This window comes from Gammaproteobacteria bacterium (assembly GCA_015709695.1).
Classification (GTDB): Bacteria; Pseudomonadota; Gammaproteobacteria; order Steroidobacterales.
The window spans coordinates 579,391-604,171 of sequence record CP054183.1; the positions used below are offsets into that span (position 1 = coordinate 579,391).

17 protein-coding genes and 1 pseudogene are annotated in these 24,781 nt (G+C 68.1%); 14 read left to right on the forward strand and 4 right to left on the reverse strand.

Annotated features, from left to right (window positions below; genetic code table 11):
* Positions 1–10: 10 nt before the first annotated feature.
* The 10 genes from HRU81_02735 to HRU81_02780 all read left to right on the forward strand — a co-directional run bounded on the left by HRU81_02735 (position 11) and on the right by HRU81_02780 (position 9,247).
* Entirely contained in the window at positions 11–397 is a 387-nt protein-coding gene (locus HRU81_02735; GenBank protein QOJ31111.1) for an iron-sulfur cluster assembly scaffold protein, read from the forward strand.
* Positions 398–440: 43 nt separating this feature from the next.
* Positions 441–872 (forward strand): nucleoside-diphosphate kinase, encoded by a 432-nt coding sequence (gene ndk, locus HRU81_02740; protein QOJ31112.1) that lies wholly within the window; start codon positions 441–443, stop codon positions 870–872.
* A 7-nt stretch (positions 873–879) separates the two neighbouring features.
* Positions 880–1,989 (forward strand): 23S rRNA (adenine(2503)-C(2))-methyltransferase RlmN, encoded by a 1,110-nt coding sequence (rlmN, locus tag HRU81_02745; GenBank protein ID QOJ31113.1) that lies wholly within the window; start codon positions 880–882, stop codon positions 1,987–1,989.
* On the forward strand, positions 1,977–2,765 hold the full coding sequence (pilW, locus tag HRU81_02750; protein QOJ31114.1) for a type IV pilus biogenesis/stability protein PilW: 789 nt from the start codon (positions 1,977–1,979) through the stop codon (positions 2,763–2,765). The genes rlmN and pilW overlap by 13 nt, the downstream gene beginning before the upstream one ends.
* Positions 2,755–3,351 (forward strand): helix-turn-helix domain-containing protein, encoded by a 597-nt coding sequence (locus tag HRU81_02755; GenBank protein QOJ31115.1) that lies wholly within the window; start codon positions 2,755–2,757, stop codon positions 3,349–3,351. Before pilW ends, HRU81_02755 begins: the two co-directional genes overlap by 11 nt.
* Positions 3,348–4,628, forward strand: a complete 1,281-nt coding sequence (gene hisS, locus HRU81_02760) for a histidine--tRNA ligase (GenBank protein QOJ31116.1) — start codon at positions 3,348–3,350, stop codon at positions 4,626–4,628. The genes HRU81_02755 and hisS overlap by 4 nt, the downstream gene beginning before the upstream one ends.
* Positions 4,629–4,668: 40 nt before the next feature.
* Complete coding sequence (locus tag HRU81_02765) at positions 4,669–5,340, forward strand: tetratricopeptide repeat protein (GenBank protein ID QOJ31117.1); 672 nt, start codon at positions 4,669–4,671, stop codon at positions 5,338–5,340.
* Between the two features lie 11 nt (positions 5,341–5,351).
* On the forward strand, positions 5,352–6,578 hold the full coding sequence (bamB, locus tag HRU81_02770; protein ID QOJ31118.1) for an outer membrane protein assembly factor BamB: 1,227 nt from the start codon (positions 5,352–5,354) through the stop codon (positions 6,576–6,578).
* Between the two features lie 3 nt (positions 6,579–6,581).
* A complete protein-coding gene (gene der, locus HRU81_02775; GenBank protein ID QOJ33254.1) occupies positions 6,582–7,973 on the forward strand; it encodes a ribosome biogenesis GTPase Der in 1,392 nt (463 codons plus the stop codon).
* A gap of 92 nt (positions 7,974–8,065) precedes the next feature.
* Positions 8,066–9,247 (forward strand): homoserine O-acetyltransferase, encoded by a 1,182-nt coding sequence (locus HRU81_02780; protein ID QOJ31119.1) that lies wholly within the window; start codon positions 8,066–8,068, stop codon positions 9,245–9,247.
* Here the strand turns inward: HRU81_02780 and HRU81_02785 are convergent.
* Positions 9,182–10,528 (reverse strand): exodeoxyribonuclease VII large subunit, encoded by a 1,347-nt coding sequence (locus tag HRU81_02785; GenBank protein QOJ31120.1) that lies wholly within the window; start codon positions 10,526–10,528, stop codon positions 9,182–9,184. The genes HRU81_02780 and HRU81_02785 overlap by 66 nt on opposite strands.
* An 85-nt stretch (positions 10,529–10,613) precedes the next feature.
* Between HRU81_02785 and guaB the strand changes: the two genes are divergently transcribed.
* Together guaB and guaA are read left to right on the forward strand one after the other, a co-directional pair.
* Entirely contained in the window at positions 10,614–12,083 is a 1,470-nt protein-coding gene (gene guaB, locus HRU81_02790) for an IMP dehydrogenase (GenBank protein QOJ31121.1), read from the forward strand.
* A gap of 52 nt (positions 12,084–12,135) precedes the next feature.
* Positions 12,136–13,719: a glutamine-hydrolyzing GMP synthase gene (guaA, locus tag HRU81_02795; GenBank protein QOJ33255.1), complete on the forward strand. Its 1,584-nt coding sequence runs from the start codon at positions 12,136–12,138 to the stop codon at positions 13,717–13,719.
* 259 nt (positions 13,720–13,978) lie between these two features.
* Here guaA and HRU81_02800 read toward each other — a convergent pair whose 3' ends face one another.
* Both HRU81_02800 and HRU81_02805 read right to left on the reverse strand, forming a co-directional pair.
* The gene (locus HRU81_02800) at positions 13,979–14,755 is read right to left on the reverse strand and encodes an ATP-binding protein (GenBank protein QOJ31122.1); all 777 of its coding nucleotides are present in this window, start codon (positions 14,753–14,755) and stop codon (positions 13,979–13,981) included.
* Positions 14,745–16,271, reverse strand: coding sequence for an IS21 family transposase (locus tag HRU81_02805; GenBank protein QOJ31123.1), 1,527 nt, complete (start codon positions 16,269–16,271; stop codon positions 14,745–14,747). Before HRU81_02805 ends, HRU81_02800 begins: the two co-directional genes overlap by 11 nt.
* Before the next feature lie 121 nt (positions 16,272–16,392).
* Here HRU81_02805 and HRU81_02810 point away from each other — a divergent pair, with 121 nt between their 5' ends.
* Together HRU81_02810 and HRU81_02815 are read left to right on the forward strand one after the other, a co-directional pair.
* Positions 16,393–21,255, forward strand: a complete 4,863-nt coding sequence (locus tag HRU81_02810; GenBank protein QOJ31124.1) for a DUF1998 domain-containing protein — start codon at positions 16,393–16,395, stop codon at positions 21,253–21,255.
* Positions 21,252–24,080 carry a DEAD/DEAH box helicase gene (locus HRU81_02815; protein ID QOJ31125.1) on the forward strand — a complete coding sequence of 943 codons (2,829 nt, stop codon included), beginning with the start codon at positions 21,252–21,254 and terminating at the stop codon, positions 24,078–24,080. The genes HRU81_02810 and HRU81_02815 overlap by 4 nt, the downstream gene beginning before the upstream one ends.
* On the opposite strand, the pseudogene HRU81_02820 reads toward HRU81_02815, so the two are convergent.
* Positions 24,019–24,743 (reverse strand): annotated as a pseudogene (locus HRU81_02820) (ATP-binding protein). The gene HRU81_02815 and the pseudogene HRU81_02820 sit on opposite strands and share 62 nt — an antisense overlap.
* Between the last annotated feature and the right edge of the window lie 38 nt (positions 24,744–24,781).

Genomic DNA, 24,781 nt, shown 5'->3' on the forward strand with positions numbered 1-24,781 from the left:
CGGTCCCGCCATGCGCCATTCCCCGCTGGTCCAGGAGCATTTCGACAACCCGCGCCGGCTCGGACCACCGCAGGGGCCTGGCCCCGTGGCGTGCGGCAGGGCCGGCTCCGCCGCCGAGGGGGCCCGCATCCTGATCGAGGCCCGCATCGTCGCCGGGCGGATCGAGGAGATCACCTTCCGCGCGCTGGGCTGCCCCTGGGTCATCGCCGCCTGCAGCCTGGCCGTGGACCGGCTGGCCGGGGCACCGGCCGCGGCCCTGGCCGCATTCGACCCGGGTGCCCTGGCGGCCGAACTCGACCTGCCCGCAGAAAGGCTCGGCAGACTCCTCATTCTTCAGGATGCCTTGCGGAACTGCTTGGCGGATTGGGATACTACGCAGCCCGCCACGGCCAAGTAGGCGATTGCCGGCGGAAATTTTCTTTTTATTTCATGGAGATCCAATGAGCATTGAGAGAACTCTCTCGATCGTGAAGCCCGATGGCGTGCAGAAGAACCTCATCGGCGAGGTCTACCGGCGTTTCGAACAGGCTGGCCTGCGCATCGTCGCGGCGCGCATGATCCAGCTGAGCCAGGCCCAGGCCGAGGCGTTCTACGCCGTGCACCGCGAGCGGCCGTTCTACAAGGATCTGGTGCGCTACATGGTCTCCGGCCCGGTGGTCGTGCAGGTGCTGGAGGGCGAGAACGCCATCGAGCGCAACCGCGAGATCATGGGTGCCACCGATCCGAAGAAGGCCGCGAAGGGGACCATCCGCGCGGATCTCGCCGCGAGCATCGAGGAGAACGTGGTGCATGGTTCGGACGGCCCGGACACCGCGCGCACCGAGATCGGCTTCTTCTTCGCGCAGAGCGAGATTTGTCCGCGCACGCGCTGAGGGCCCGATGACCGAGCCGGCCGTCAATCTGCTGGGGCTGCCGCGCCGCGAGCTCGAGCAGCTGTTCGTGGCCATTGGCGAGAAGCCCTTCCGGGCGCGCCAGGTCATGAAGTGGATCTATGGCCGCGGCGTGCTCGATCCCATGCGCATGACCGACATCAGCAGCGTGCTGCGCCAGGACCTGGCGGCGCGGGCACCGCTGGTGCTGCCGGCGATCACCGACGCACAGGAATCCGTCGACGGTACCGTGAAGTGGCGCCTCGATGCCGGCGGTGGCCAGGCAATCGAGACGGTGTTCATCCCCGAGCCGGGGCGCGGCACGCTGTGCGTGTCCTCGCAGGTCGGATGCGCGATGAACTGCTCGTTCTGTGCCACCGGCCACCAGGGGTTCAACCGCAACCTCGATGCCGCGCAGATCATGGCCCAGGTGCTGCTGGCGCGGCGCGAACTCGGTGATCCCGCCGGCCGCTCGCCCATCACCAACGTCGTGTTCATGGGCATGGGCGAGCCGCTGGCCAATTTCCGCGCCGTGGTCCAGGCCTGCAACGTGCTGGTGGACGACCTGGCCTGCAAGCTCTCGCGCCGCCGGGTGACGGTGAGCACCTCGGGCCTGGTGCCGCAGATCCGCCGCCTGGCCCAGGAGGCGCGCGTGGCGCTCGCCGTCTCGCTGCACGCGCCTGACGATGCGCTGCGCAGCGAGCTGGTGCCGATCAACCGCCACCACCCGATCGCCGAGCTGCTCGATGCCTGCTGGGACTACGTGGATGCCACCAACACCCACGAGATCACCTTCGAGTACGTGATGCTCGATGGCATCAATGATTCACCGGCGCAGGCCCGGCAGCTGGCGGCGCTGCTGCGCCACCGGCCCGCCAAGGTGAACCTGATTCCCTTCAATCCGTTCCCGGAGACGCGCTACCGGCGCTCGGCACCGGAAGTGGTGCTGGAGTTCCGCAACATCCTCTCCGCGGCCGGCATCGTCACCGTCACGCGCCGCACGCGGGGCGATGACATCGCCGCGGCCTGCGGCCAGCTGGCCGGCCAGGTCGACAACCGCGTGCTGGTGCCGCTCGGCAGCCGCAGCGGCCGCCTGCAGGAGGCCACGTGGCCACAGTGAGGAATGCCGCGCCGTGCGCGGCCGCCGTTGTCCTGGCACTTGGCCTCGGTGCCTGCGTCACCAGCAGCACGCTGCCCCCGGCCCCGGTCTCCGAGAAGGAGGCAGCCCAGTACAACATGGAGCTCGGCATCAGCTACCTGCGCCAGGGCGACCTCAAGACCGCGCAGGGCAAGCTCGAGAAGGCGGTATCGCAGGACAGCGAACTCGCCACGGCCTACAGCGCCCTCGGCCTGGTCTACGAGCGGCTGGGCGACATGCCGGCGGCCGAGAAGAACTACCGCAGGGGCCTCGCGCTGGCCCCCGGCGATCCCGATGCGCTGAATGCCACCGCGGCATTCCTCTGCCTGCAGCGGCAGGAAACGGCGGAGGCCATGCGCTATTTCGACCGGGCACTGGCGGTGCCGGAATCGAAGTCGACCTCCAACAAGGCAATGCTCTTCACCAATGCCGGCCTGTGTGCCAAGCGCTTCGACCTGGAGCGGGCGGAGGGCTACCTGCGCAACGCGCTGGCCGCGGATCCCAATTACGGCGATGCGCTGCTGCAGCTGGCGGATGTCACGTTCAGCCGCGGCAATCCGCTGCAGTCGCGGGCCTTCCTCGAGCGCTACCTGGCGGTGGGCCGTGCAACGCCCGATGCGCTGTGGCTCGGCTACCGGGTCGAGCTGGCACTGGGTGAGACTGCCACCGCCGGACGCTACGGCGAGCGCCTCAAGGGCGAATTTCCCACCTCGGTCGAGACCGGCAAGCTGCTGGAGGCCCAGCGCCATGGCGGATAGCGAGGAGTTCCAGCACGGGCCGCGGGCCCAGGCGGGGCTCGGGCTCGGCGAGCGGCTGCGCTCGGCACGCAAGGCGCGCGCGCTGTCGGTCACCCAGGTGGCCGAGGCCCTGCACCTGGAGGAACCCATGGTGCTGGCGCTGGAGGAAGACCGCTTCGAAGCCATGGGCGCGCCGGTATTCGTGCGCGGGCACCTGCGCCGCTATGCACAGCTTGTCGGCCTGGCGCCGGATGCGGTGCTGGAAGCCTACCGGGCCGCGGTGCCCGAGAGCGTCGCGCCGCCGCCGCTGGCGCGTGCCCGCGTCGAGCCCGAGTCGGTACGGGTTGGCCCCTGGCTGTTCTGGCTGATCGGTGGGGTCCTCGTGGCGGTCCTGGCCTTCACCCTGTTCGGCGGTGGCGAGGAGCCCGCGGCCACGCAGGACGCGCCCGCGCTGCTGGAGCACGATGCCATGGCACCCGAGGAGCCACTGCCGGAGTCAGCGCCGGAGCCGATGCCCGCACCCGGAGCCGAGGCGCCTGCCGCCGCCGCGGGGCCGGCTGCGCCAGCGGATGCATCCGCTGCGGCACCGCCAGGGGGCGGCCCGTGACGGCGCAGATCCAGGCCATCCGCGGCATGAGTGACATCCTGCCCGCGGACACCGCCGGCTGGGCGCATATCGAGGCCACGCTGCGTGGCGTGCTGGGCACGTATGGCTATCGCGAGATCCGCGTGCCGCTGCTGGAACGCACCGAGCTGTTCCAGCGCTCCATCGGCGAGGTGACCGACATCGTCGAGAAGGAGATGTACACCTTCGACGACCGCAACGGCGTCAGCCTGACGCTGCGCCCCGAGGCGACTGCCGGCATCGTGCGGGCCGCCATCGAGAACGGGCTGATCCACAACCAGCGCCACCGGCTGTGGTGCACCGGGCCGATGTTCCGCTACGAGAAGCCGCAGAAGGGCCGCTACCGCCAGTTCCACCAGTTCGACATCGAGGCCCTGGGCTACCCGGGGCCGGACATCGATGCCGAGCTCATCATGATGCTCGCCCGCGCCTGGCGCCTGCTCGGCATCCGGCACCTGGCGCTGCAGCTGAACTCCATCGGCATGCCGGAGGGCCGCGCCCGCTACCGCGAGGCACTGGCCGCCTATTTCCGCAGCCACCTCGGGCAGCTCGACGAGGACAGTGTCCGGCGCCTGGACCGCAACCCGATGCGGATCCTCGACAGCAAGAATCCGGCGATGCAGGAGCTGATCGGCGGCGCGCCGGTGATCAGCGGCTACCTCGATGACGAGTCCAGCGCGCATTTCACCGCCCTGCAGTCGCTGCTCGCCGCCGCCGGCATCCCGTTCACGGTGAACCCGCGGCTGGTGCGCGGCCTCGATTACTACAACCGCACGGTGTTCGAGTGGGTGACCGACCGTCTCGGGACCCAGGGCGCGGTGTGCGCCGGCGGGCGCTACGACGGCCTGGTCGAGCAGCTCGGCGGCAGCCCGACTCCGGCAATAGGCTGCGCCATCGGCCTGGAGCGGCTCGCGGAACTCTTCCGCCTCGACGGCGGCGCGGCGGCCGATGGCACGCCGGAGGTGTTCGTGGTCGCGGTGGGTGAGGCCGCGCTGGCGGCCGGCCTGCGGCTGGCGGAGAATCTGCGCGACGGCCGGCCCGGCCTGCGCATCGAAATGAATTGTGGCGGCGGCGGCTTCAAGGCGCAGATGCGCCGCGCCGACGCCAGTGGGGCTGCCGTGGCCCTGATATTGGGCGAGGACGAAGCCAGCGCCGGCACCGTGGGCGTCAAGGGCCTGCGCCGCACCGGTGATCCGCAGCAGACCGTGGGCCAGGACGGGGCGCTGGCCGCGCTGCTGCCGTTGCTGGCCGGGCGCTGAATCCGATTGATCGTGTGGATGGAATGCCATGGATGACAACTTGACTGACCAACAACGTGCCGACCAGGTGCGAACCTGGCTGGGCGAGAACGGCTGGTACCTGCTGGCGGGCCTCGCCCTGGGGCTGGCGGGCCTCTTCGGCTGGCGACAGTACTCCGGCTTCAGCCAGCACCAGGCCGAGGAGGCCTCGGCGATCTACACGGATCTGCAGGCCGCCGTGCGGGCCAGTCGCACCACGCGGGCCGAAGAGCTGCTGCAGCAGCTGGCGAGCGAGTACAAGGGCACTCCGTACCTCGACCTGGGCCGCCTGCTGGTGGCGCGCGCCGCGATCGAGCAGGGCAAGCCCGGTGAGGCGATCGCCGGGCTGCGGCAGGTGGCGGAGGGCGCCACCAGCACCGAGATCGGCGACGTGGCGCGCCTGCGCCTCGGGCGCCTGCTGATCCAGGAAGAGAAGTACGACGACGCACTGAAGGTGCTGGTGCCGCCGCGCGACTCCGCGCTGGGTGCGCGCTACCACGAGGTACGCGGCGACGCCTACTACGCCATGGGCAAGGCCAGCGAGGCTGCCAGCGAGTACCAGCAGGCATTGCAGCCGGAGGACGTGGGCGTCATCGATCCGGCCTTCGTGCGTGCCAAGCTCGAGGAGGTCGGCGGCAGCACACCGCCCGGCGCGGTTGCCAGCGACGCCGCCCCGGCGGCGGGCGCGCGATAGCGCCCCCGGCGATGTCCAGCGTGCTGGCCCCGTCGGCACCGCGGCCCTGGTCCACCACCAGCCGGCCGGCCGCCTTCGCGCGTGCCGTCACGGCGCTCGTCGGCCTGGCGGTGCTCCTGCAGGGCTGCAGCTGGTTTGGCAGCGATGACGACGACCCGCGCCGGCCAGCCGAACTCGTCGATTTCACCCCGGCGCTGAAAGTCCGCGAGGCCTGGAGTGCCGGCGTCGGCGGGGGCAACGACATCCTGCGTCTGGCACTGGGGCCGGCCAGCGATGGCAGCCGCATCTTCGCCGCCGACAACGACGGCCGGGTGGCGGCCTTCGATGCGCAGCGTGGCAAGCGCCTGTGGCGCACCGGCACCGACCTGCCGCTGGCCGGTGGTCCGGCGGTGGGCAGTGATCACGTGGTCACGGGATCCAGCGACGGCTGGGTGGTGTCGCTCGCCGCCAGCGATGGCCATGAGGAATGGCGGGTCAACGTCGCCAGTGAAGTGCTGGCTGCACCGGCGGTGGGGCCGAAGGCGGCCTACGTGCGGACCGTGGATGGCAAGCTGATCGCGCTCGATCTTGCCGATGGGCGGCAGCTGTGGTTCGCGCAGCAGAACGTGCCGCGGCTCTCGGTGCGCGGCACGGGTGCACCGGTGGTGGACCACAACCTGGTGATCTGCGGCTTCGACAACGGCCGTGTCGCCGCCTACGACGCCAGCGAAGGCTCGGTGGTCTGGGACGTGCTGGTGGATCCGCCATCGGGGCGCACCGAGGTCGAGCGCCTCGCCGACATCAACGCTACCGTGGTGGTGATCGGCAGCGATGTCTATTCCGTGGGCTACCAGGGCCGGCTCTCGGCCCTGGCGCGCGAGTCAGGCCAGATCCTCTGGAGCGTGGAATTCTCCAGCTACAGCGGCATCGGCGCCGACCTGAACAACCTCTATGCCTCGGCCGACACCGGCGAGCTGCTGGCCGTGGAGCGCGCCTCCGGCCGCGAGCTGTGGCGGCGCAGCGACCTGGCGTTTCGCGACCTCACCGCGCCCACGCCCTTTGCCGGCTCGGTGGTGGTCGGCGACTTCGAGGGCTACCTGCACTTCTTCGATGCAGCCAGCGGCGAGCCCCGCGCGCGGGTGCGCGCCGATTCCCATCGCATCACCTCGGCGCCGCTGGTGGTCAACGACACCCTCTACGTGCTCACGGATGGCGGCGACCTCGTGGCCTTCCGCGAGGACCGGCCGCGGGAGAAATAGCTCCTGATCCCCGTCCTCGCCCTGGTCGGCCGCGCCAACGTCGGCAAGTCGACGTTGTTCAACCGCCTGACCGGCACGCGGGATGCACTGGTGGCCGATTACCCCGGCCTGACCCGCGACCGCATCTACGGTTTCACCGCCGCCAACCTGCCTCCGGCGGTGGTCATCGACACCGGCGGCCTTGCCGAGCGCGGCGGCGAACTGGCGGAGCTCATGCACGCCCAGGTGGAGCTGGCCGTGGCGGAGGCCGATGTGGTGGTGATGCTGGCCGACGGACAGGCCGGCGCCAGCAGCGAAGACCAGTACGTGGCGGCACTCCTGCGCCGCTCCGGCAAGCCGGTGGTGCTGGCGGTGAACAAGGCCGAGGGTCGCGAGCCGCAGGCCTTCACCAGCGATTTCTGGGAGCTCGGCCTGGACACGCCCATGGCGATCTCCGCCAGCCACGGGGATGGCGTGCGCGAGCTGCTCGCCGGCGCGCTCGCGCATTGCCCGCCGGCGGCGGATGCCGCCGCCGCGCGCCATGTACCGGAGGGGCCGTGCATCACCGTGGTGGGGCGGCCGAATGTCGGCAAGTCGACGCTGATCAACCGGCTGCTGCGCGAGGACCGGCTCGTCACCCGCGACGAGCCCGGTACCACCCGCGATGCGGTGCGCGTGCCCTTCGAACTCGATGGCGTGCCCTACACGCTGGTGGACACCGCCGGCATCCGCCGCCGTGCGCGCGTCACCGAGGCCATCGAGAAGTTCAGCGTCGCCAAGACGCTGCAGGCAGTGGAAGAGGCCGATGCCGTGATCATCCTGCTCGATGCCCGCGAGGGGGTCACCGAGCAGGACGCCTCGCTGGTGGGGCTGGTGCTGGAACGGGGCAGGGCGCTGGCGATCGGCATCAACAAATGGGACGGCATGAGCGACAGCCAGCGGCGCAAGTTCATGCACGGACTGGATCACGCCATGCCGTTCCTCGACTTCGTCGACAAGCACCCGGTGTCCGCGCTGCACGGGAGCAACATCCTCGAGCTGTTCGCCAGTGCCGCGCGCGCGGCAACCGCGGCGCGCGCCGAGTTGTCCACCCAGGAGCTCACCCGCGTGCTCGGGGAGGTGGTCGCCACGCATCCGCCGCCGATGGTGCGTCGCCACCGCATCCGGCTCACCTATGCCCACCAGGGCGGGCGCCGGCCGCCGCTGATCGTGGTGCACGGCAACCAGACCGAGCTGCTGCCCGACAGCTACCGGCGCTACCTGATCAACCAGTTCCGGCGCGCCTTCGACCTGGCCGGCACGCCGATACGCCTGGAGCTGCGCACCGGGCATAATCCCTTCGCCGGCCGGCGCAACGTGCTGACAAAGCGCCAGGTGACGAAGCGCCAGCGCCTGCGCCGCCACACGCGGCGCTGAGCCGCGCATAAGGATATAACCACAAGCCGGTCGACTCGCCGGGACGCCCCTGCCGATAATGCCCGCAGGCAGACGAGGCAGGATGCAAGGGCGTGAGTGGCGCGCGCAAATTCTTCCGGATACCAGGCCGCTTCGCGATGCGTCGCGGCGGCGTGCTCGAGCAGCCGCTGATCGCCTACGAAACCTGGGGCCGGCTCAATGCCGCGCGGGACAATGCCGTACTGATCTTCACCGGCCTTTCGCCCTCGGCCCATGCCGCATCCTCGCCCGCCGACCCGGCACCAGGCTGGTGGGAGGAGATCGTCGGCCCCTCCCGGCCGATCGACACGCGCCGCTTCCACGTCATCTGCGTGAACTCGCTCGGCAGCTGCTTCGGCTCCACCGGCCCGGCGTCGCCCGATCCGGCCACGGGCGAGCCCTACCGGCTCGACTTCCCGGTGCTGACCATCGAGGACGTGGCGGCGGCCGGCAGGCTGCTGCTGGGGCACCTCGGCATCGATGTGCTGCACACGCTGGTGGGGCCGTCGATGGGTGGCATGACTTCGCTGGCCTACGCCGCGCAATTCCCCGGCAAGGCGCGCCGCCTGCTGCTGGTCTCCTGCAGCGCGCGTGCGTTGCCCTATGCCATCGCCCTGCGGTCGCTGCAGCGGGAGATGATCCTGAGTGACCCGGGCTTCGCCGATGGGCGTTACGACGCCGCTGCCGGCCCCCTTGCGGGCATGCGCCTGGCGCGCAAGCTCGGCATGATCACCTACCGCTCCGCCGGGGAGTGGGAGCAGCGCTTCGGCCGCGAGCGCATCCCCGAGGAGCGCCAGGGCGGCGATGGTTTCGCGCCGGATTTCGAGGTCGAGTCCTACCTCGAGGCGCATGCGCAGAAGTTCGCGGGGCAGTTCGATCCCGCCTGCTACCTGGCCCTGTCGCGCGCCAGTGATCTCTTCGACCTCGCCGAGCACGGTGGCTCGGTCGCCGACGTCCTCGCCCGCCTTGGCGTCGAGAGCGCCCTGGTCATCGGCGTGCAGAGCGATGTCCTGTACCCGGTCCACCAGCAGCGGGAACTGGCCTCGGGCCTGGCGCAGGGCGGCGCGCAGGTGGTACTGGAGGAGCTGCCCTCCATCCAGGGCCACGACGCCTTCCTGGTGGACATGGACCGCTTCCGGCCCGTGATCGCCGGCTTCTTCGCGGAGGATCGGCCGCGGCAGTACGGCCGGCTAGGGCAGCTTCTTCACGACAGTCGCCTCGATGCTGCCCTGCCCGAGCCTTGCGTGCAGCACTGACCCCGGCTGCAGCTCGGCGGCGCTGCGGATCACCTTCCCGGTGGCGGCTTCGCTGACGATGGCATAGCCGCGCTGCAGGGTCCGTAAGGGACTGAAAGCCTGGAGGGATGCGGCGGCCACGGCCAGCCGCTTGTTGCCGGCGGCGATGCGCAGCCGTGCCGCGGCAGCCAGCCGCAGGCGATGGCGTCCCAGCGTTTCCTGGCGGCGTGCCAGCAGCGCGGCAGGCGAGGCGGCGCGCAGGCGCAGTCCGGCGTGCCGGGCCTGCTGGCGTCGCAGGGCAACGGCGTGCAGCGCGCCGCGGGCCAGGCGCCCACCGAGCGCGTCGAGCCGTTGCGCGTGCTGGCGGAGCACGACGCCGGGATGCACGCGCGCCAGGCGCCGCGCCACGCCGTCGGTGCGCTGCGCCAGCCGCTCGAGACTGCGCGTCATGCCGAGGTGCACGCGCCGCTGCAGGCTGCGCGTGCGCTCCAGCCACTCGCGCCGGTCCGGCGCCACCAGTTCCGCCGCACCGGAGGGGGTCGGCGCCCGCAGGTCGGCGGCCAGGTCGGCCAGGGTGAAGTCCGTCTCGTGGCCGATGCCGCTCACCAGCGGGATGGGGCAGGCGGCAACGGCACGCACCACGCTTTCCTCGTTGAAGCACCAGAGGTCCTCCAGCGAGCCGCCGCCGCGCGCGAGGATCAGCACGTCGCACTCGGCACGGGCAGCCGCCGCCGCCAGGGCAGCGACGATCTCCGCCTTCGCGGCCGCGCCCTGCACCGGGGTCGGGTAGATCACCACCGGGATCGACGGGAAGCGCCGGCGCAGGATCTTGAGGATGTCGCGCACCGCGGCCCCGCTGGGCGAGGTGACCACCCCGATGCGTCGTGGCAGCAGCGGCAGCTCGCGCTTGCGTGCCGGGTCGAACAGGCCCTCCGCAGCCAGGCGCTTCTTCAGCTCCTCCAGCCGGCGCAGCAGCAGCCCGTCGCCGGCGGGCTCCATGTGCTCGATGATGAGCTGGTACTCGCCGCGCGCCTCGTAGAGGCCGATCCGCGCCCGGACCAGCACCTGCTGGCCGTTGTCCGGGAGGAAGCGCAGGCTGCGGGCGGCGCCGCGGAACAGGGCGCAGCGCACCTGGGCCTGCTCGTCCTTGAGGGAGAAGTACAGGTGGCCGGAGGCGGGGCGGGCCAGGTTGGAGATCTCCCCCGTCACCCACAGGGCCGGGAAGGCCTGCTCCAGCAGCAGGCGTGCCTCGCGGTTGAGCTGGGAAACGGTGAGAACGGGCTCGCTGGCGGGCTTCTCCATGGCCGCGGCAGTTTACCGTGCGCGGCCGGCTGCGTACCATTACGCGTTTCCCGCCACCGCCGGCAGCCGGTTGCCAGGAGACGCCATGCGCATCGCCGAGGAAGCCCTCACATTCGACGACGTCCTGCTGCAGCCTGCCTACTCCGACGTCCTGCCGCGCGACGTCAGCCTGGCCACCCGGCTCACCCGCGACATCAACCTGAACATTCCGCTGCTGTCGGCCGCCATGGACACCGTCACCGAGGCACGGCTCGCCATCGCCATGGCCCAGGAAGGCGGCATCGGCATCATCCACAAGAACATGAGCGTGACCGAGCAGGCACGCCAGGTGTCCATCGTCAAGAAGTTCGAGAGCGGCATGGTGAAGGATCCCATCACCGTGTCGCCCGAGATGACCATCCGCGACGTGCTGGAGATGACCCGCGCCAACCACATATCCGGCATGCCGGTGGTGGAGAAGGGCCGCACCGTGGGCATCGTCACCAACCGCGACCTGCGCTTCGAGACCCAGCTCGACGAACCGGTGTCGATGGTCATGACGCCCAGGGAGAAGCTGGTGACGGTGCGCGAAGGCGCCAGCAAGGAAGAAGTGCTGGCACTGCTTCACAAGCACCGCATCGAGAAGGTGCTGGTGGTCAACGACCGCTTCGAGCTGCGCGGCCTGATCACCGCCAAGGATTTCCAGAAGGCCAAGGACTATCCCTCCGCCTGCAAGGACGGCCGCGGCGCGCTGCGCGTCGGCGCCGCCGTCGGCACCGGTCCGGACACCGAGGAGCGCGTGCGGGCGCTGGTCGCCGCGGGCGTGGACCTGATCGTCATCGACACCGCCCATGGCAACTCGCGTGGCGTCATCGAGCGCGTTCGCTCGGTGAAGAAGGCATTCCCCTCGCTGCAGGTGATGGCCGGCAACATCATCAGTGGCGATGCCGCGAAGGCCCTGATCGAGGCCGGCGTCGACAGCGTTAAGTGCGGCATCGGCCCGGGCTCCATCTGCACCACGCGCATCATCAGCGGGGTCGGCGTGCCGCAGATCACCGCGGTCTCCAACGTCGCCGCGGCGGCCAGCGCGGCCGGCGTGCCGGTGGTGGCCGATGGCGGCATCCGCTACTCCGGCGACATCGCCAAGGCCATCGCCGCCGGCGCCAACTGCGTGATGATCGGCAGCCTGTTCGCCGGCACCGAGGAATCGCCAGGCGAGGTCGAGCTCTACCAGGGCCGCTCCTACAAGTCCTACCGCGGCATGGGTTCGCTCGGCGCCATGGCGCAGAAGCACGGTTCCTCGGACCGCTATTTCCAGGATCCGGCCGCCGAGCTCGAGAAGCTGGTGCCCGAGGGCATCGAGGGCCGCGTGCCCTACAAGGGCAGCCTCGTCGCCATCATCCACCAGCTGACGGGCGGCGTGCGCGCCGCCATGGGCTACACCGGCTGTCATACGGTGGAAGAGCTGCGCACGCGCCCGGTGTTCGTGCGCATCACCGGCGCGGGCATCCAGGAGAGTCACGTCCACGACGTGACCATCACCAAGGAAGCGCCCAACTACCGCACCGACATGTGACCGCAGGCCGATGCCGAAGAAGACCGCGACACCGGCGGCCGCTCCGCCTGCCATGCCCGCCACCGGCCGCGCCCCGGCCGCCCACCGCATCCTGATCCTGGATTTCGGCTCGCAGTACACCCAGCTCATCGCGCGGCGCGTGCGCGAGGCCGGGGTCTACAGCGAGGTGTTGCCCTGGGATGCGACCGACGCCGAGCTGCGCGCCTTCGACCCGCGCGGTGTCATCCTCTCCGGCGGGCCCGAATCCGTCATCGAGGGCGAGGCCGCGCCGCGCGCCCCGGATGTCGTGTTCCGGCTTGGCGTGCCGGTGCTCGGCATCTGCTACGGCATGCAGGCCATGGCCGCGCAGCTCGGCGGCCGTGTCGAGGCCTCCGCGCATCGCGAGTTCGGCCATGCGCGGGTGACGGTGGAGGCGGGCGGTCGGCTGCTCGGTGGCCTCGGCGATGCCGCGGCCGGCGCCTGCTCCCTGGATGTCTGGATGAGCCATGGCGACCGTGTCGCCGCGCTGCCGCCCGGTTTCGACGCCATCGCCAGCAGCGGCAACGCGCCACTGGCCGCCATGGCCGACGAAGCACGGCGCTTCTACGGCCTGCAGTTCCACCCGGAAGTCACCCACACCGCCCAGGGCGGGCAGATCCTCTCGCGATTCGTCCACGATATCTGCGGCTGCCCGAGCGACTGGCAGCCGGGCAACATCATCGCGCGCGACATCGCCGACATCCGCGCCCGCGTCGGTGGCGACACCGTGCTGCTCGGCCTCTCCGGCGGTGTCGATTCCTCGGTGGTGGCGGCATTGCTCCACGAAGCCCTCGGCAGCCAGCTCGTCTGCGTGTTCGTGGATACCGGGCTGCTGCGGCTCGATGAAGGCGACCAGCTCATGAGGTTGTTCGCCGACCACCTCGGCGTGCGTGTCATCCGTGTCGATGCCGAGGCACGCTTCCTCGCGGCGCTCGCCGGCGTGACCGATCCCGAGGCCAAGCGCAAGATCATCGGCCGGCTGTTCATCGAGGTGTTCGAGGAAGAGGCCGCACGCCTGCCCGGCGTGCGCTGGCTGGCGCAGGGCACCATCTACCCCGATGTCATCGAGTCCGCGGGCTCACGCACCGGCAAGGCCCACGTCATCAAGTCGCACCACAACGTCGGTGGCCTGCCCGAGCACATGAAACTCAGGCTCATCGAACCGCTGCGCGACCTGTTCAAGGACGAGGTGCGCCGCATGGGCCTCGCCCTCGGCCTGCCGCGCGAGCTCGTCTACCGCCACCCCTTTCCGGGACCCGGTCTCGGCGTGCGCATCCTCGGCGAGGTGAAGAAGGAATACGCAGACCTGCTGCGGCTCGCCGACGACATCTTCATCGGCGAACTGCGCCGCGCCGGCCTCTACGACCAGGTCAGCCAGGCCTTCGCCGTGTTCCTGCCGGTGAGGTCCGTCGGCGTCATGGGCGACGGCAGGCGCTACGACTACGTCGTCGCGCTGCGCGCGGTGGAGACCATCGACTTCATGACCGCCCGCTGGGCGCACCTGCCCTACGACTTCCTCGACCACGTCTCGCGGCGGATCATCAACGAGGTGGCCGGCATCTCGCGGGTCACCTACGACATCTCGGGGAAGCCGCCGGCGACGATCGAGTGGGAGTGATTAGGCGCCTTTCGCGGTCTATCGGCACCCCGCGAAATGTGAATCTAAGTCACTGAATAAAAACAAATAAGCTCTCCGGGTCATTCGTGATCTATCGGCACCAAGCGGGACGCTCTGACGGTAAAAATGACGGTATGGGTTTCTGGCACGCCAAGACCACCTGATTTTTACCGTCATACGGTGGACTGTTGTTTTGCGCTTAAAGGTGACCCGGGATTTGCATCTAAAGTTGACCCGCCTTGGTCGTTGTCAGTATGTCTCAGGCAGGGGTGGATTTGGTGGTTCGTCGCTCCTTGCGGGGTTGGGTTGAGCTGTTCCTGAACCGGTAGCTGTCATTGCCGGTCTCGACGATGTGACAGTGATGGGTGAACCGGTCCAGCAGGGCCGTGGTCATCTTCGCGTCCCCGAACACGCTGGCCCACTCTGAGAAGCTCAGGTTGGTGGTCACCAGCACGCTGGTTCGCTCGTAGAGCTTGCTGAGCAGGTGGAACAGCAGTGCTCCTCCGGCCTGGGAGAACGGCAGGTAGCCGAGTTCGTCCAGGATGACCATGTCGGTGTTGGCAAGGCCCTTGGCAAGATACCCGGCCTTGTTGAAGGCCTTCTCGGCCTCGAGCTGGTTGACCAGATCGACGGTGGAGAAGAACCGCACCCGCAGGCGATGATGCACGACGGCCTGGATGCCTATGGCGGTGGCCAGATGTGTTTTGCCGGTGCCGGGTCCGCCGACGAGCACGACGTTGTGGGCGCTGCGCAGGAACTGGCACTCGTGCAGTGTCTTGACCAGCGCGGCATCCACGCCACTGTGCTCGAACCGGAACCCGGCCAGATCACGGTGCGCCGGGAACCGCGCACCCTTGAGCTGATAGTTGACCGAGCGCACTTCACGCTCGGCGACCTCGGCCTTGATCAGGTCTTCCAGGATCGGCCGAGCCTGGGTGAACGCCGGACCCTGCTGGGCAGACAGGTCATCCACCGCATGGGCCATGCCGTAGAGCTTCAGGGACTTGAGAGAAAGGGCCAGGGCGTCAGCCGACATGGCGATCTCCCAGCAGGTGATCGTAGCGGTCCACGTTGGCTTCGGGTTCCTGTTGCAGGGCCAGGCGCGCCGGGGTGTGGATGGGCGCTGGCACATCGGCGGCCAGCAGCCGACTCAGCAGGTTCAGGATGTGCGGCTTGGAGACGGTGCCGGAGTCCAGCGCCAGCTCGACGGCGCACAGCACCGCCTGCTCGTCATGGCGCAGCACCAGGGCGAGGATCTCCACCATCTCCCGATCTCCGCCCGGGCGCTTGAGCAGCACCGACTGCAGGCGCCGCAGTCCTTCCGGGAACGTGGCAAAGGGGGCGCCATTGCGCAGCGCGCCGGGCTTGCGCTGGATGACGGCCAGATAATGGCGCCAGTCGTAGACGGTGCGAGCTGCGTTACTGCTGTGGTCGCGCGCAAACAGGCGCGCATGCTCGGCGATGATCTGCCCTTCGGCCACCACGACGAGCCGATCGGCATAGGCGCGCACGCTCACCGGCCGGTTGGCGAACGAGGCCGGGACGCTGTAGCGGTTGCGCTCGAAGGTGATCAGGCACGTGGGCGAGACGCGCTTGGTGTCCTCGACATAGCCATCGAACGGCGAAGGCGCAGGCATCAGGTGAGGCTGCTCCTCGGCCAGCACCTGGGCCACGGTGCGTTGCGGATGTTCCGGGTGCTGGATCTGGCTCCACAGGCCGATGCAGCGTCGCTGCAGCCAGTCATTGAGCGCCGGCAGATCCGGGAACCGGGGCACCTCGTGCCAGATGCGCGGTCGCGCATCCTGCACGTTCTTCTCGATCTGGCCCTTCTCCCATCCGGCGGCCGGGTTACAGAAGTCGGTCTCGAACAGGAAGTGACTGGCCATGGCCCGGAAGCGCACGTTGACGATGCGCTCCTTGCCGCGTCCGATCTTGTCCACCGCGGTCTTCATGTTGTCGTAGATGCCGCGCCGGGGTACGCCGCCAAAGACAGCGAAGGCGTGATTATGGGCGTCGAAGAGCATCTCGTGGCTCTGCTGTGGATAGGCCCGCAGCAGGAAAGCGCGGCTGTGGCACAGCTTGAACTGCGCCACGGAGAACTTGCAGCGTTCCCCGCCGATCACCGCCCAGTCCTCGCTCCAGTCGAACTGGAACGCCTCTCCAGGCGCGAATCTCAGCGGCACGAACGTGCCGCGGCTGGTGCGCTCGGCTTCTTGAAGCTGGCGCTGCCATGCGCGGGAAAAGGCCGCTACGCGGTCATAGGAACCCTCGTAGCCCAACGCCCGCAGATCGTTGTGCAGCTGGCGCCAGTTGCGCCGCTGCTTGCGGCCGCGTCCGGCCTCTCGCTCCAGCCAGCAGGCGAGCATGTCGGCAAACGGGTCGAGCTTGATCGGACTCTTGCGCTGCGGGTAGACCGGCTCCACCACGCCACTGGCCAGGTACTTGCGGATCGTGTTCCGGGACAGCTTGGTGCGCCGGGCAATCTCGCGGATCGGCACCCCTTCGCGCAGGTGCCAGCGTCGTATAACACTCAATATCGCCACGTCGATCACTCCAGAAATCTCCTGCCCCAAAGAGCAGGACGGGGGTGTACACGTGGGTCAAAATTGGATGCAAATACCCGCTATAGGTGGGTCAGTTTTAGGCGCAAATCAACACATCGTCGTATACCCGATGAATGCCCTAGCCAACAGCCAGTTCGAGGAGCTCAGCAAGTTCCTGGAGAGGGGCTATCCGAAGGGCGGTTCCCCCGTGCGTTTCGCCCGCTACACGGGCCAAGAGAAGGGCGAGGCGCGCGAGGCACTGCGGCGCGAACCGCCAGACATCCTTCTCACCAACTACATGATGCTCGAGCTATTGCTCACGCGTGCCGAAGACCGTGAGCTGGTCCGTGCTGCGCAGGGGCTGCGGTTCCTAGTGTTCGACGAATTGCACACGTACCGCGGCAGGCAAGGGGCCGATGTGGCCCTGCTCATCCGCCGCTGCCGCCAAGCATTCGACGGCCAGAACACGATTTGCATCGGAACGTCGGCCACCATGGCCAGTGGCGGGACGACAACCGAGCAACGGAAAGAAGTGGCGCGTGTCGCGCAGTCGCTCTTCGGGGTCGAGTTCACGCCGGATCAGGTGATCGGCGAGACACTGGAGCGCGCCACGCGTCCGATCGATTTGGCTGACCCGCGAGCGATCCAGACGGTCAAGGCAGCGATCGGCGCCGGCGAGAGTCCTCCGAGCGATTACGAGGCGTTTCGCCAGCATCCGCTCGCGTCATGGATCGAGTCCACCTTCGGAGTTGCAGAGGAGCCTGGATCGAAGCAACTGGTCCGACAGGTTCCCCGTCGGCTGACGGGCGAACCGATCGAGGGTCAGGACAGCGCCGCGGCAGAGCTCGCGCGCTTGACCGAAACAGAACCAGACCAGTGCGCGGCGGTCCTTCGACGGTTCCTCCTCCAGGGCTCTGCCCTTCGTCGGAGTGAGTCGAGTCGATTTCCGATTTTCGCCTTCCGTCTGCACCAGTTCTTCACCCGTGGAGACACTGTCTGGACCACGCTGGAGCCGGAGGCCGTTCGTCATCTCGAGCTCGCTAAGAAGGCCGCGAAGCCGGGCGAACCGGACAAGCGTCTCTTCCCTATGGTCTTCTGCCGGCACTGCGGTACCGGGTACTACCGCGTCAAGGTCATCCAGGACGACCAGGGCAAGAACTTGGTGCCTCGTCACGAGGACGGCAAGAGTCTGCTTCCCCGTGAAGATCGGCGCGAGTACGACGACGATGGGGAAGGGGACGCGTACGTCTACCTGTCGGAGCAGTCTCCTTGGCCGAGAGGCGATGGGGCCGCGTTGCTCGAACGCTTGCCGGACTTCCTGAAGGAGACCTCTGCGCAGGGCGTCGAGCGCATCCGCGCCGATGCCCGCGGCGATGTGCCGACGACCATCTTCGTCGAGGCGACGGGTCGCATCGTCTCGGAGGGCAAGGGAGTCCCCGTCGCGCTCATCAAGAAGAACTTCCTGTTCTGCCTCGACCCGTCCTGCGGCGTGGCGTACACGCGGAGCCAGCGTTCGGAGCGCAACAAACTGGCGACACTGGGCGTGGACAGCCGCAGCACCGCGACGACGATCCTTGCGGTCCGCGCGCTTCTCGAGCTGCAGCAAGACCGCGACTTGAAGCCAGAGGCACGCAAGCTGCTGAGCTTCACGGACAACCGTCAGGACGCGTCGTTGCAGGCAGGGCACTTCAACGACTTCGTTCAGGTGGCACTGCTTCGTTCCGCCCTGCACAGGGCCACACAGGCGCATGGCCCCAGCGGACTGTCGCACGGGGACCTCTCCCGCAGCGTCTTCGATGCGATGCAATTGCGCTTCGATGAATATGCCGCGGACCCGGAAGTCCGAGGGCCGGCGCGCAACGCGACGCACGACGCTCTGCGCCGCGTGATCGACTACTACCTCTATCGCGACCTTCAGCGCGGCTGGCGAGTCACCGCGCCCAACCTCGAGGACTGCGGACTTCTGCGCTTCGAATACGACGGTCTCGCCGGCGATGACGGACTGCTCGGCGAGGCCCCCTTGTGGGCGGCCGGCTTCACGGTGAAGGATCGAGAGGGTGACCGGTTCGTCGAAGTCCCGGCGGCGCTGCGGGACTGCCCGCCGGAGACCCGGGAGGAAACCGTCCGCACGCTGCTCGATGTGATGCGTCGAGCGTTGGCGGTCAAGGTCGATGTGCTTGATCCCCAAAAGCAACTGGACCTCGTCGAACAGACAAAGCCTCGGCTGCTGGAAGACACGGTCTGGTACCTCGACGATGCGCGCGAGCTGACGAAAGCGGAAGTCGCGTATCCACGGCCCAAACGACAGCAGGACCGGTCAGGATTCTTCCTCTCGTCCTATGGAGCGTTCGGGCGGTATCTCAAGCGCTTGCTGACGCCATACGCGCAAGCGGGCCAACCGTTCGGGCGGGAGCAGGTCGACGCGGCCATTCGGTTCTTGCTGCTCGCCCTCAAGCGGTATGGAGTCGTCGAGCAGGTGCGCAGCGGCCGGGACGGGGACGATCCGGGGTACCAGCTCAATGCCGACGCGCTGCGCTGGTTGCCAAGCGACGGCGAGATCCGCCCTATTGATCGCACGCGCCTGCTCGCCGCTGGTGAGATCCCGCCGGAGGTCAATCGCTACTTCGTCGAGTGCTACCGGGGCTTCGTCGACCTGAAGTCCGTCCTCGAGGCCCGCGAGCACACGGCTCAGGTGGCCTCGGAGGACCGCGAGGAACGTGAGGATCGGTTCCGCAGCGGCGACCTTCCATTGCTGTTCTGTTCGCCGACCATGGAGCTCGGCGTCGACATCGCGCAGTTGAATCTCGTCAATCTGCGCAACGTGCCGCCGACACCTGCCAACTATGCGCAGCGCAGCGGTCGAGCCGGCCGCGGCGGGCAGCCGGCGATGGTATTTACCTATTGCGCGGGTCGGAGTCCGCACGACCAGTACTTCTACCGCGCGCCGAGCCGCATGGTGTCGGGATCTGTCGCTCCTCCTCGCATCGACTTGCGCAACCGGGATCTCGTGCGCTCCCACATCCACGCGGTCTGGATGGAGGCCGCCAAGCCCAATCTTGGCAAGACATTGACCACCGTACTGGAGCTCACGCCAAGCGACGGCAAGCTCCCATTGCCGGTCAAGGAGGCGTTGACGCGCGAGTTGCGCGACCCGGTGGCTCGGGCCGCTGCACTTGCGAAGGCCAATGCGCTGGTGAACAGCCTGCAGGCCGAGCTGTCCACGGCGGCGTGGTTCCATGGTCGCTGGGTCGCGGAAGTCCTCGATCAGATCGAGCGGAGCTTCGACTCGGCATGCGAGCGTTGGCGCAGTCTCTACCGCTCGGCGGTACGGCAACGTGAACTGCATCACCGCATCATCGGCGACCATGCGCGACCGGAAGCGGAGCGCAACCACTCCCGGCGGCTTCGTGCGCAAGCAGAAAGCCAGATCAAGCTGCTCACCGAGGCCGAGGGCGTGTTCGAGGGCGATTTCTACTCGTACCGATACTTCGCCGCCGAGGGCTTCCTGCCGGGATACAACTTCCCGCGGCTTCCCCTCTCGGCATACGTGCCCGGCAGACGACAGCGCAAGGGCCGTGACGAATTCGTCTCGCGCCCCCGCTTCCTGGCTATCTCGGAGTTTGGGCCGCGGGCGCTGATCTATCACGAGGGCGCTCGTTACCGGGTCTACAAGGTCAATCTCGATTTCGGGTCCGACGAGATCGAGGCGACCCACGACCTCGTCACTGCAACGATGAAGCGCTGCCCTAAGTGCGGATACGCGCATCTGGAGCAGGGAAACAACCTTGCCGAGCTGTGCGACCGGTGCGGCGCGGCGCTCGACGGCCCGGCGCGGATCGACAACCTGGTGCAGTTGCAGAACGTGAGCCTGAAACTTGCCCAGCGCATCACCTGCGACGAAGAGGAACGCCAGCGCTTCGGCTACCGACTGGCTACCTCCTACCGGTTTCCAGAGATTGGCGGCAAGCTCGATCGCAAGGACGCAGAAGTGTCGATCGATGGCACGCTCGCTTTGCGCCTCAGCTACGGCGACGCCACCGACCTATTCCGCATCAACCTGGGTTGGGCCAGTCAGCGTGGCAACCAGCCGCCCGGCTTCAACCTCGATCTGGAGCGCGGCTACTGGTCGAGGAATCAGGCCGACGAAGACGACCAGGACGATGCGACCGCGCAAGGACGCGTTCAGCGGGTCGTGCCCTTCGTGAAGGACACGAAGAACGCGCTCGTGATGCGCTTCGAGCCGCCCCGTCCCGGCCCGGAGATGGCAGGCCTTCAGGCGGCCTTCAAGCAGGCCATCCAGCAGCATTTCCAGTTGGAACCACGCGAGCTGTCCTGCGAGCCCATGCCATCGGCGCAAGATCGCCAGGAGATCCTCTTCTACGAGGCGTCCGAAGGCGGCGCCGGCGTCCTGCGCCAGCTCGCGGAGGACCCGACGGTGCTCCCCGCGCTCGCCCGGCGCGCGCTGGAACTGTGCCACTACGACCCGGACACGCTCGAAGATCGCGGCGCCTCGACCTGCGGCAAGGCCTGCTACGAGTGCCTGCTCGACTACGGCAACCAGCCCGATCACAAGGACCTCGATCGGGCCCTCATCCGCGACCATCTGCAGGCGCTCGCGCGTGCCGAGTGCCGACCGGCGGGTGGGGCCGGTTCTCGTGGCGAACGCGTTGCCGCCCTACGCAAGCGGTGCGACAGCCAACTCGAGCAGCGGTGGCTCGATTTGGTCGATTCCCTCGTGCTCCGCCTGCCGGACGAGGCTCAGTACCAGGTGCCGGGGCAGTACACGCAGCCTGACTTCTACTACCGCGAGGCTAACGCCGCGATCTATGTCGACGGTCCTCCGCATGATCAGCCCGACCAGATGAAGGAGGATCAGGTCATCACGCAGCGACTGATGGAAGCCGGCTACATCGTGATCCGGTTCCACCACAAGGAGGATTGGCCCGCCATCCTTCGCAAGCATCCGGACATCTTCGGGGTGCCGCGCCTATGAGCACTGCTTCGCTGTCGAAGCCCGGCACGCTTGTCAACACCCGCGGGCGCGAGTGGGTCGTGCTGCCCGATTCGACCGACGAGCTGCTGATGCTGCGGCCGGTCGGCGGGCTCGACGAGGAAATCGCCGGCGTACTGCCCGCGGTAGAGCCCGTTCAGTCGGCGAGTTTCTCGCTGCCCGGGCGCGAGGATTTGGGTGACTTCGCGTCGGGTCAGCTGCTGCGGGATGCCGCCAGGCTGTCGACCCGGGCGGCGGCAGGCCCCTTCCGCAGCTTTGGGCGCATCGCCGCGGAGCCGCGGCCATATCAGCTCGTACCGCTGATGATGGCCCTCAAGCTGGATCCCATCCGAATGCTGATTGCGGACGATGTCGGTATCGGCAAGACGATCGAGGCATCGCTGATTGCGCGCGAGCTTCTCGATCGCGGCGAGATCCGGCGCATGGCTGTGCTGTGTCCGCCGCACTTGGCCGAGCAGTGGCAGCGCGAGCTCGCGGAGAAGTTCCACATCGAAGCGGAGCTGGTCCTGTCCAGCACCATCCAGCGTCTGGAGCGTGATTTGCCGATCGGCGTATCCGTCTTTGACCGCCATCGCTTCACCGTCGTTTCGACCGATTTCATCAAGACGCCACGGCGCGCGGAAGACTTCGCGCTGCGCTGCCCCGAGTTCGTGATCGTCGACGAGGCCCACGGCTGCACGCTCGCCGGCGGCGTCGGGCGTGGCCGGCAGCAGCGCTTCGAACTACTGCGCCGTGTCACCGAAGACCCGGCTAGACACCTCGTGCTGGTGACGGCGACCCCGCACAGCGGCAACGAGGAAGCGTTCCGATCCCTTCTCAGCCTGCTGGACAGCGACTTCGCGAACCTCCCCAACGATCTGGACCGCAGTGAGCGTGAAGGCGTCCGTCGCAGACTGGCTCGCCACCTGGTCCAGCGCCGGCGCGCCGACATCCGCCATTACCTCGAGACGGACACCGCGTTTCCGGAGCGCAAGGACAAGGAGGCGACCTACACGTTCGGCAAAGCCTACCGTGCGTTGTTCGACGACATCCTTGCCTTCGCACGCGAGTACGTCGCCGAGGAAGACGGCGCCGATCGTCGCCGCCGCGTTCGCTACTGGTCGGCGCTCGCGCTGCTCCGCTGTGTCTCGTCGAGTCCAGCTGCCGCCGCAGCCACATTGCGCAGCCGCGCCGCCGTCGATCAGGCCGAAGGCGAGGACGTCGATGAAGTCGGGCGCCGCACCGTGCTCGATCAGGGCGACGCCGACGACACCGTTGCAATCGACTTCAGCCCCGGGTCGGACACGGAGGGCAGTCGTGACCCAACTCGGCGCCGGCTGCTCGAGTTCGCTCGCCGAGCGGAGGCCGTGGAGCCCGCGGACGATCTCAAGCTTCAGGGCGCCGCCCGCGAGATCAAGGCGCTGCTCAGTGACGGGTTCCACCCCGTCGTCTTCTGCCGCTTCGTCGATACCGCAGACTACGTGGCCAAGCAATTGCGGGCCATCCTGCCCGCCAAGGTGCGCATTGAGTCGGTAACGGGCCTGCTTCCGCCGACCGAGCGCGAGGGGCGGATCGCGGACCTGGTCGCGGAGCCGGGCCAGTTCGTGCTCGTGTGCACCGACTGCCTGTCCGAGGGCATCAACTTGCAGCAGCACTTCGACGCTGTGCTGCACTACGACCTCGCCTGGAATCCGACCCGCCACGAGCAGCGTGAAGGGCGCGTTGACCGCTTCGGCCAGCAGAAACGCGAGGTGCGCGTCGTCACCTACTACGGCACGGACAACCCCATCGACGGCGTGATCCTCGAAGTGCTGATCCGCAAGCACAAGGCGATCAAGAGCGACCTCGGTGTCGTGGTCGCGGTGCCCGGTTCCAGCGAACAGATTGCCGAGGCGCTGTTCGAGGGCGCGCTGTTCCGTGAGCAGACCCGTGCGGGCAACCGACAGCTCACCCTCGACTTCATCGACGACCTGGACAGCAAGAAGGCCCAGATTCACCGCGGGTGGGATAGCGCCCGCGATCGCGAGAAGGCAAGCCGCTCGCGCTTTGCCCAGCACACCTTGAGTCCGGAGGCCGTTGCTGCCGAACTGCAGGGCGTGCGTCGCGCCATCGGCCGCGGTGAGGACGTGGCGCGCTTCTTCCGTGCTGTTCTCCAGGCGGCCGCGGTTCCGGTACAGGAGTCTTGCGGCGCAGCGACGGTTCAGCTCAGCCCAGGAACTCCGCGCGCGCTGCGACAGGCCCTGGGCCGCGACGATCCCTTCACCGGGCGCTTCGATCTTCCGTTGCAAGACGGAGAGATCTATCTCGGCCGAACCAGCCCGGTCGTCGAAGGCTTGGCGAGCTGGACACTGGATCAGGCGCTCGACCCGATTGCCCGCGACGGCAGGCCCGTGGCGGCGCGCTGCGGGGTGATTTCGACCTCCGCCGTGACCTCCCGAACCACGCTGCTCGTGGCGCGGTTCCGCTATCACCTGCGCATCGGCGCCGCCGACGGCGAAACCCTCCTGGCCGAGGAGATCGTGCCATTGGCCTGCACCGGCACCGCCGATGCACCCACCTGGCTCGCTCCTGAAGTCGGCGAGCAGCTTCTCGCAGCGCGCCCGGAGCGCAACCTCGTGGCCACCGCCATCGACCAGCAGCTCGCACTGATGCTCCCCGTGTTGCCAATGTTGCAGATCGCGCTGGAGGCTGTGTGTTGTTTTGCGCTTAAAGGTGACCCGGGATTTGCATCTAAAGTTGACCCGCCTTGGTCGTTGTCAGTATGTCTCAGGCAGGGGTGGATTTGGTGGTTCGTCGCTCCTTGCGGGGTTGGGTTGAGCTGTTCCTGAACCGGTAGCTGTCATTGCCGGTCTCGACGATGTGACAGTGATGGGTGAACCGGTCCAGCAGGGCCGTGGTCATCTTCGCGTCCCCGAACACGCTGGCCCACTCTGAGAAGCTCAGGTTGGTGGTCACCAGCACGCTGGTTCGCTCGTAGAGCTTGCTGAGCAGGTGGAACAGCAGTGCTCCTCCGGCCGGGAGAACGGCAGGTAGCCGAGTTCGTCCGGGATGACCATGTCGGTGCTGGCAAGGCCCTTGGCAAGATACCCGGCCTTGTTGAAGGCCTTCTCGGCCTCGAGCTGGTTGACCAGATCGACGGTGGAGAAGAACCGCACCCGCAGGCGATGATGCACGACGGCACGGATGCCTATGGCGGTGGCCAGATGTGTTTTGCCGGTGCCGGGTCCGCCGACGAGCACGACGTTGTGGGCGCTGCGCAGGAACTGGCACTCGTGCAGTGTCTTGACCAGCGCGGCATCCACGCCACTGTGCTCGAACCGGAACCCGGCCAGATCACGGTGCGCCGGGAACCGCGCACCCTTGAGCTGATAGTTGACCGAGCGCACTTCACGCTCGGCGACCTCGGCCTTGATCAGGTCTTCCGTGATCGGCCGAGCCTCGGTGAACGCCGGACCCTGCTGGGCAGACAGGTCATCCACCGCATGGGCCATGCCGTAGAGCTTCAGGGACTTGAGAGAAAGGGCCGGGC

Coding starts and splice junctions, on each gene's coding strand:
- HRU81_02755 (QOJ31115.1), top strand. CDS start 2,755: ATGGCGGATAGCGAGGAGTTCCAGCACGGGCCGCGGGCCCAGGCGGGG.
- HRU81_02785 (QOJ31120.1), bottom strand. CDS start 10,528: ATGGAGAAGCCCGCCAGCGAGCCCGTTCTCACCGTTTCCCAGCTCAAC.
- HRU81_02800 (QOJ31122.1), bottom strand. CDS start 14,755: ATGTCGGCTGACGCCCTGGCCCTTTCTCTCAAGTCCCTGAAGCTCTAC.
- HRU81_02815 (QOJ31125.1), top strand. CDS start 21,252: ATGAGCACTGCTTCGCTGTCGAAGCCCGGCACGCTTGTCAACACCCGC.
- bamB (QOJ31118.1), top strand. CDS start 5,352: ATGTCCAGCGTGCTGGCCCCGTCGGCACCGCGGCCCTGGTCCACCACC.
- HRU81_02810 (QOJ31124.1), top strand. CDS start 16,393: ATGAATGCCCTAGCCAACAGCCAGTTCGAGGAGCTCAGCAAGTTCCTG.
- rlmN (QOJ31113.1), top strand. CDS start 880: ATGACCGAGCCGGCCGTCAATCTGCTGGGGCTGCCGCGCCGCGAGCTC.
- guaA (QOJ33255.1), top strand. CDS start 12,136: ATGCCCGCCACCGGCCGCGCCCCGGCCGCCCACCGCATCCTGATCCTG.
- guaB (QOJ31121.1), top strand. CDS start 10,614: ATGCGCATCGCCGAGGAAGCCCTCACATTCGACGACGTCCTGCTGCAG.
- ndk (QOJ31112.1), top strand. CDS start 441: ATGAGCATTGAGAGAACTCTCTCGATCGTGAAGCCCGATGGCGTGCAG.
- HRU81_02735 (QOJ31111.1), top strand. CDS start 11: ATGCGCCATTCCCCGCTGGTCCAGGAGCATTTCGACAACCCGCGCCGG.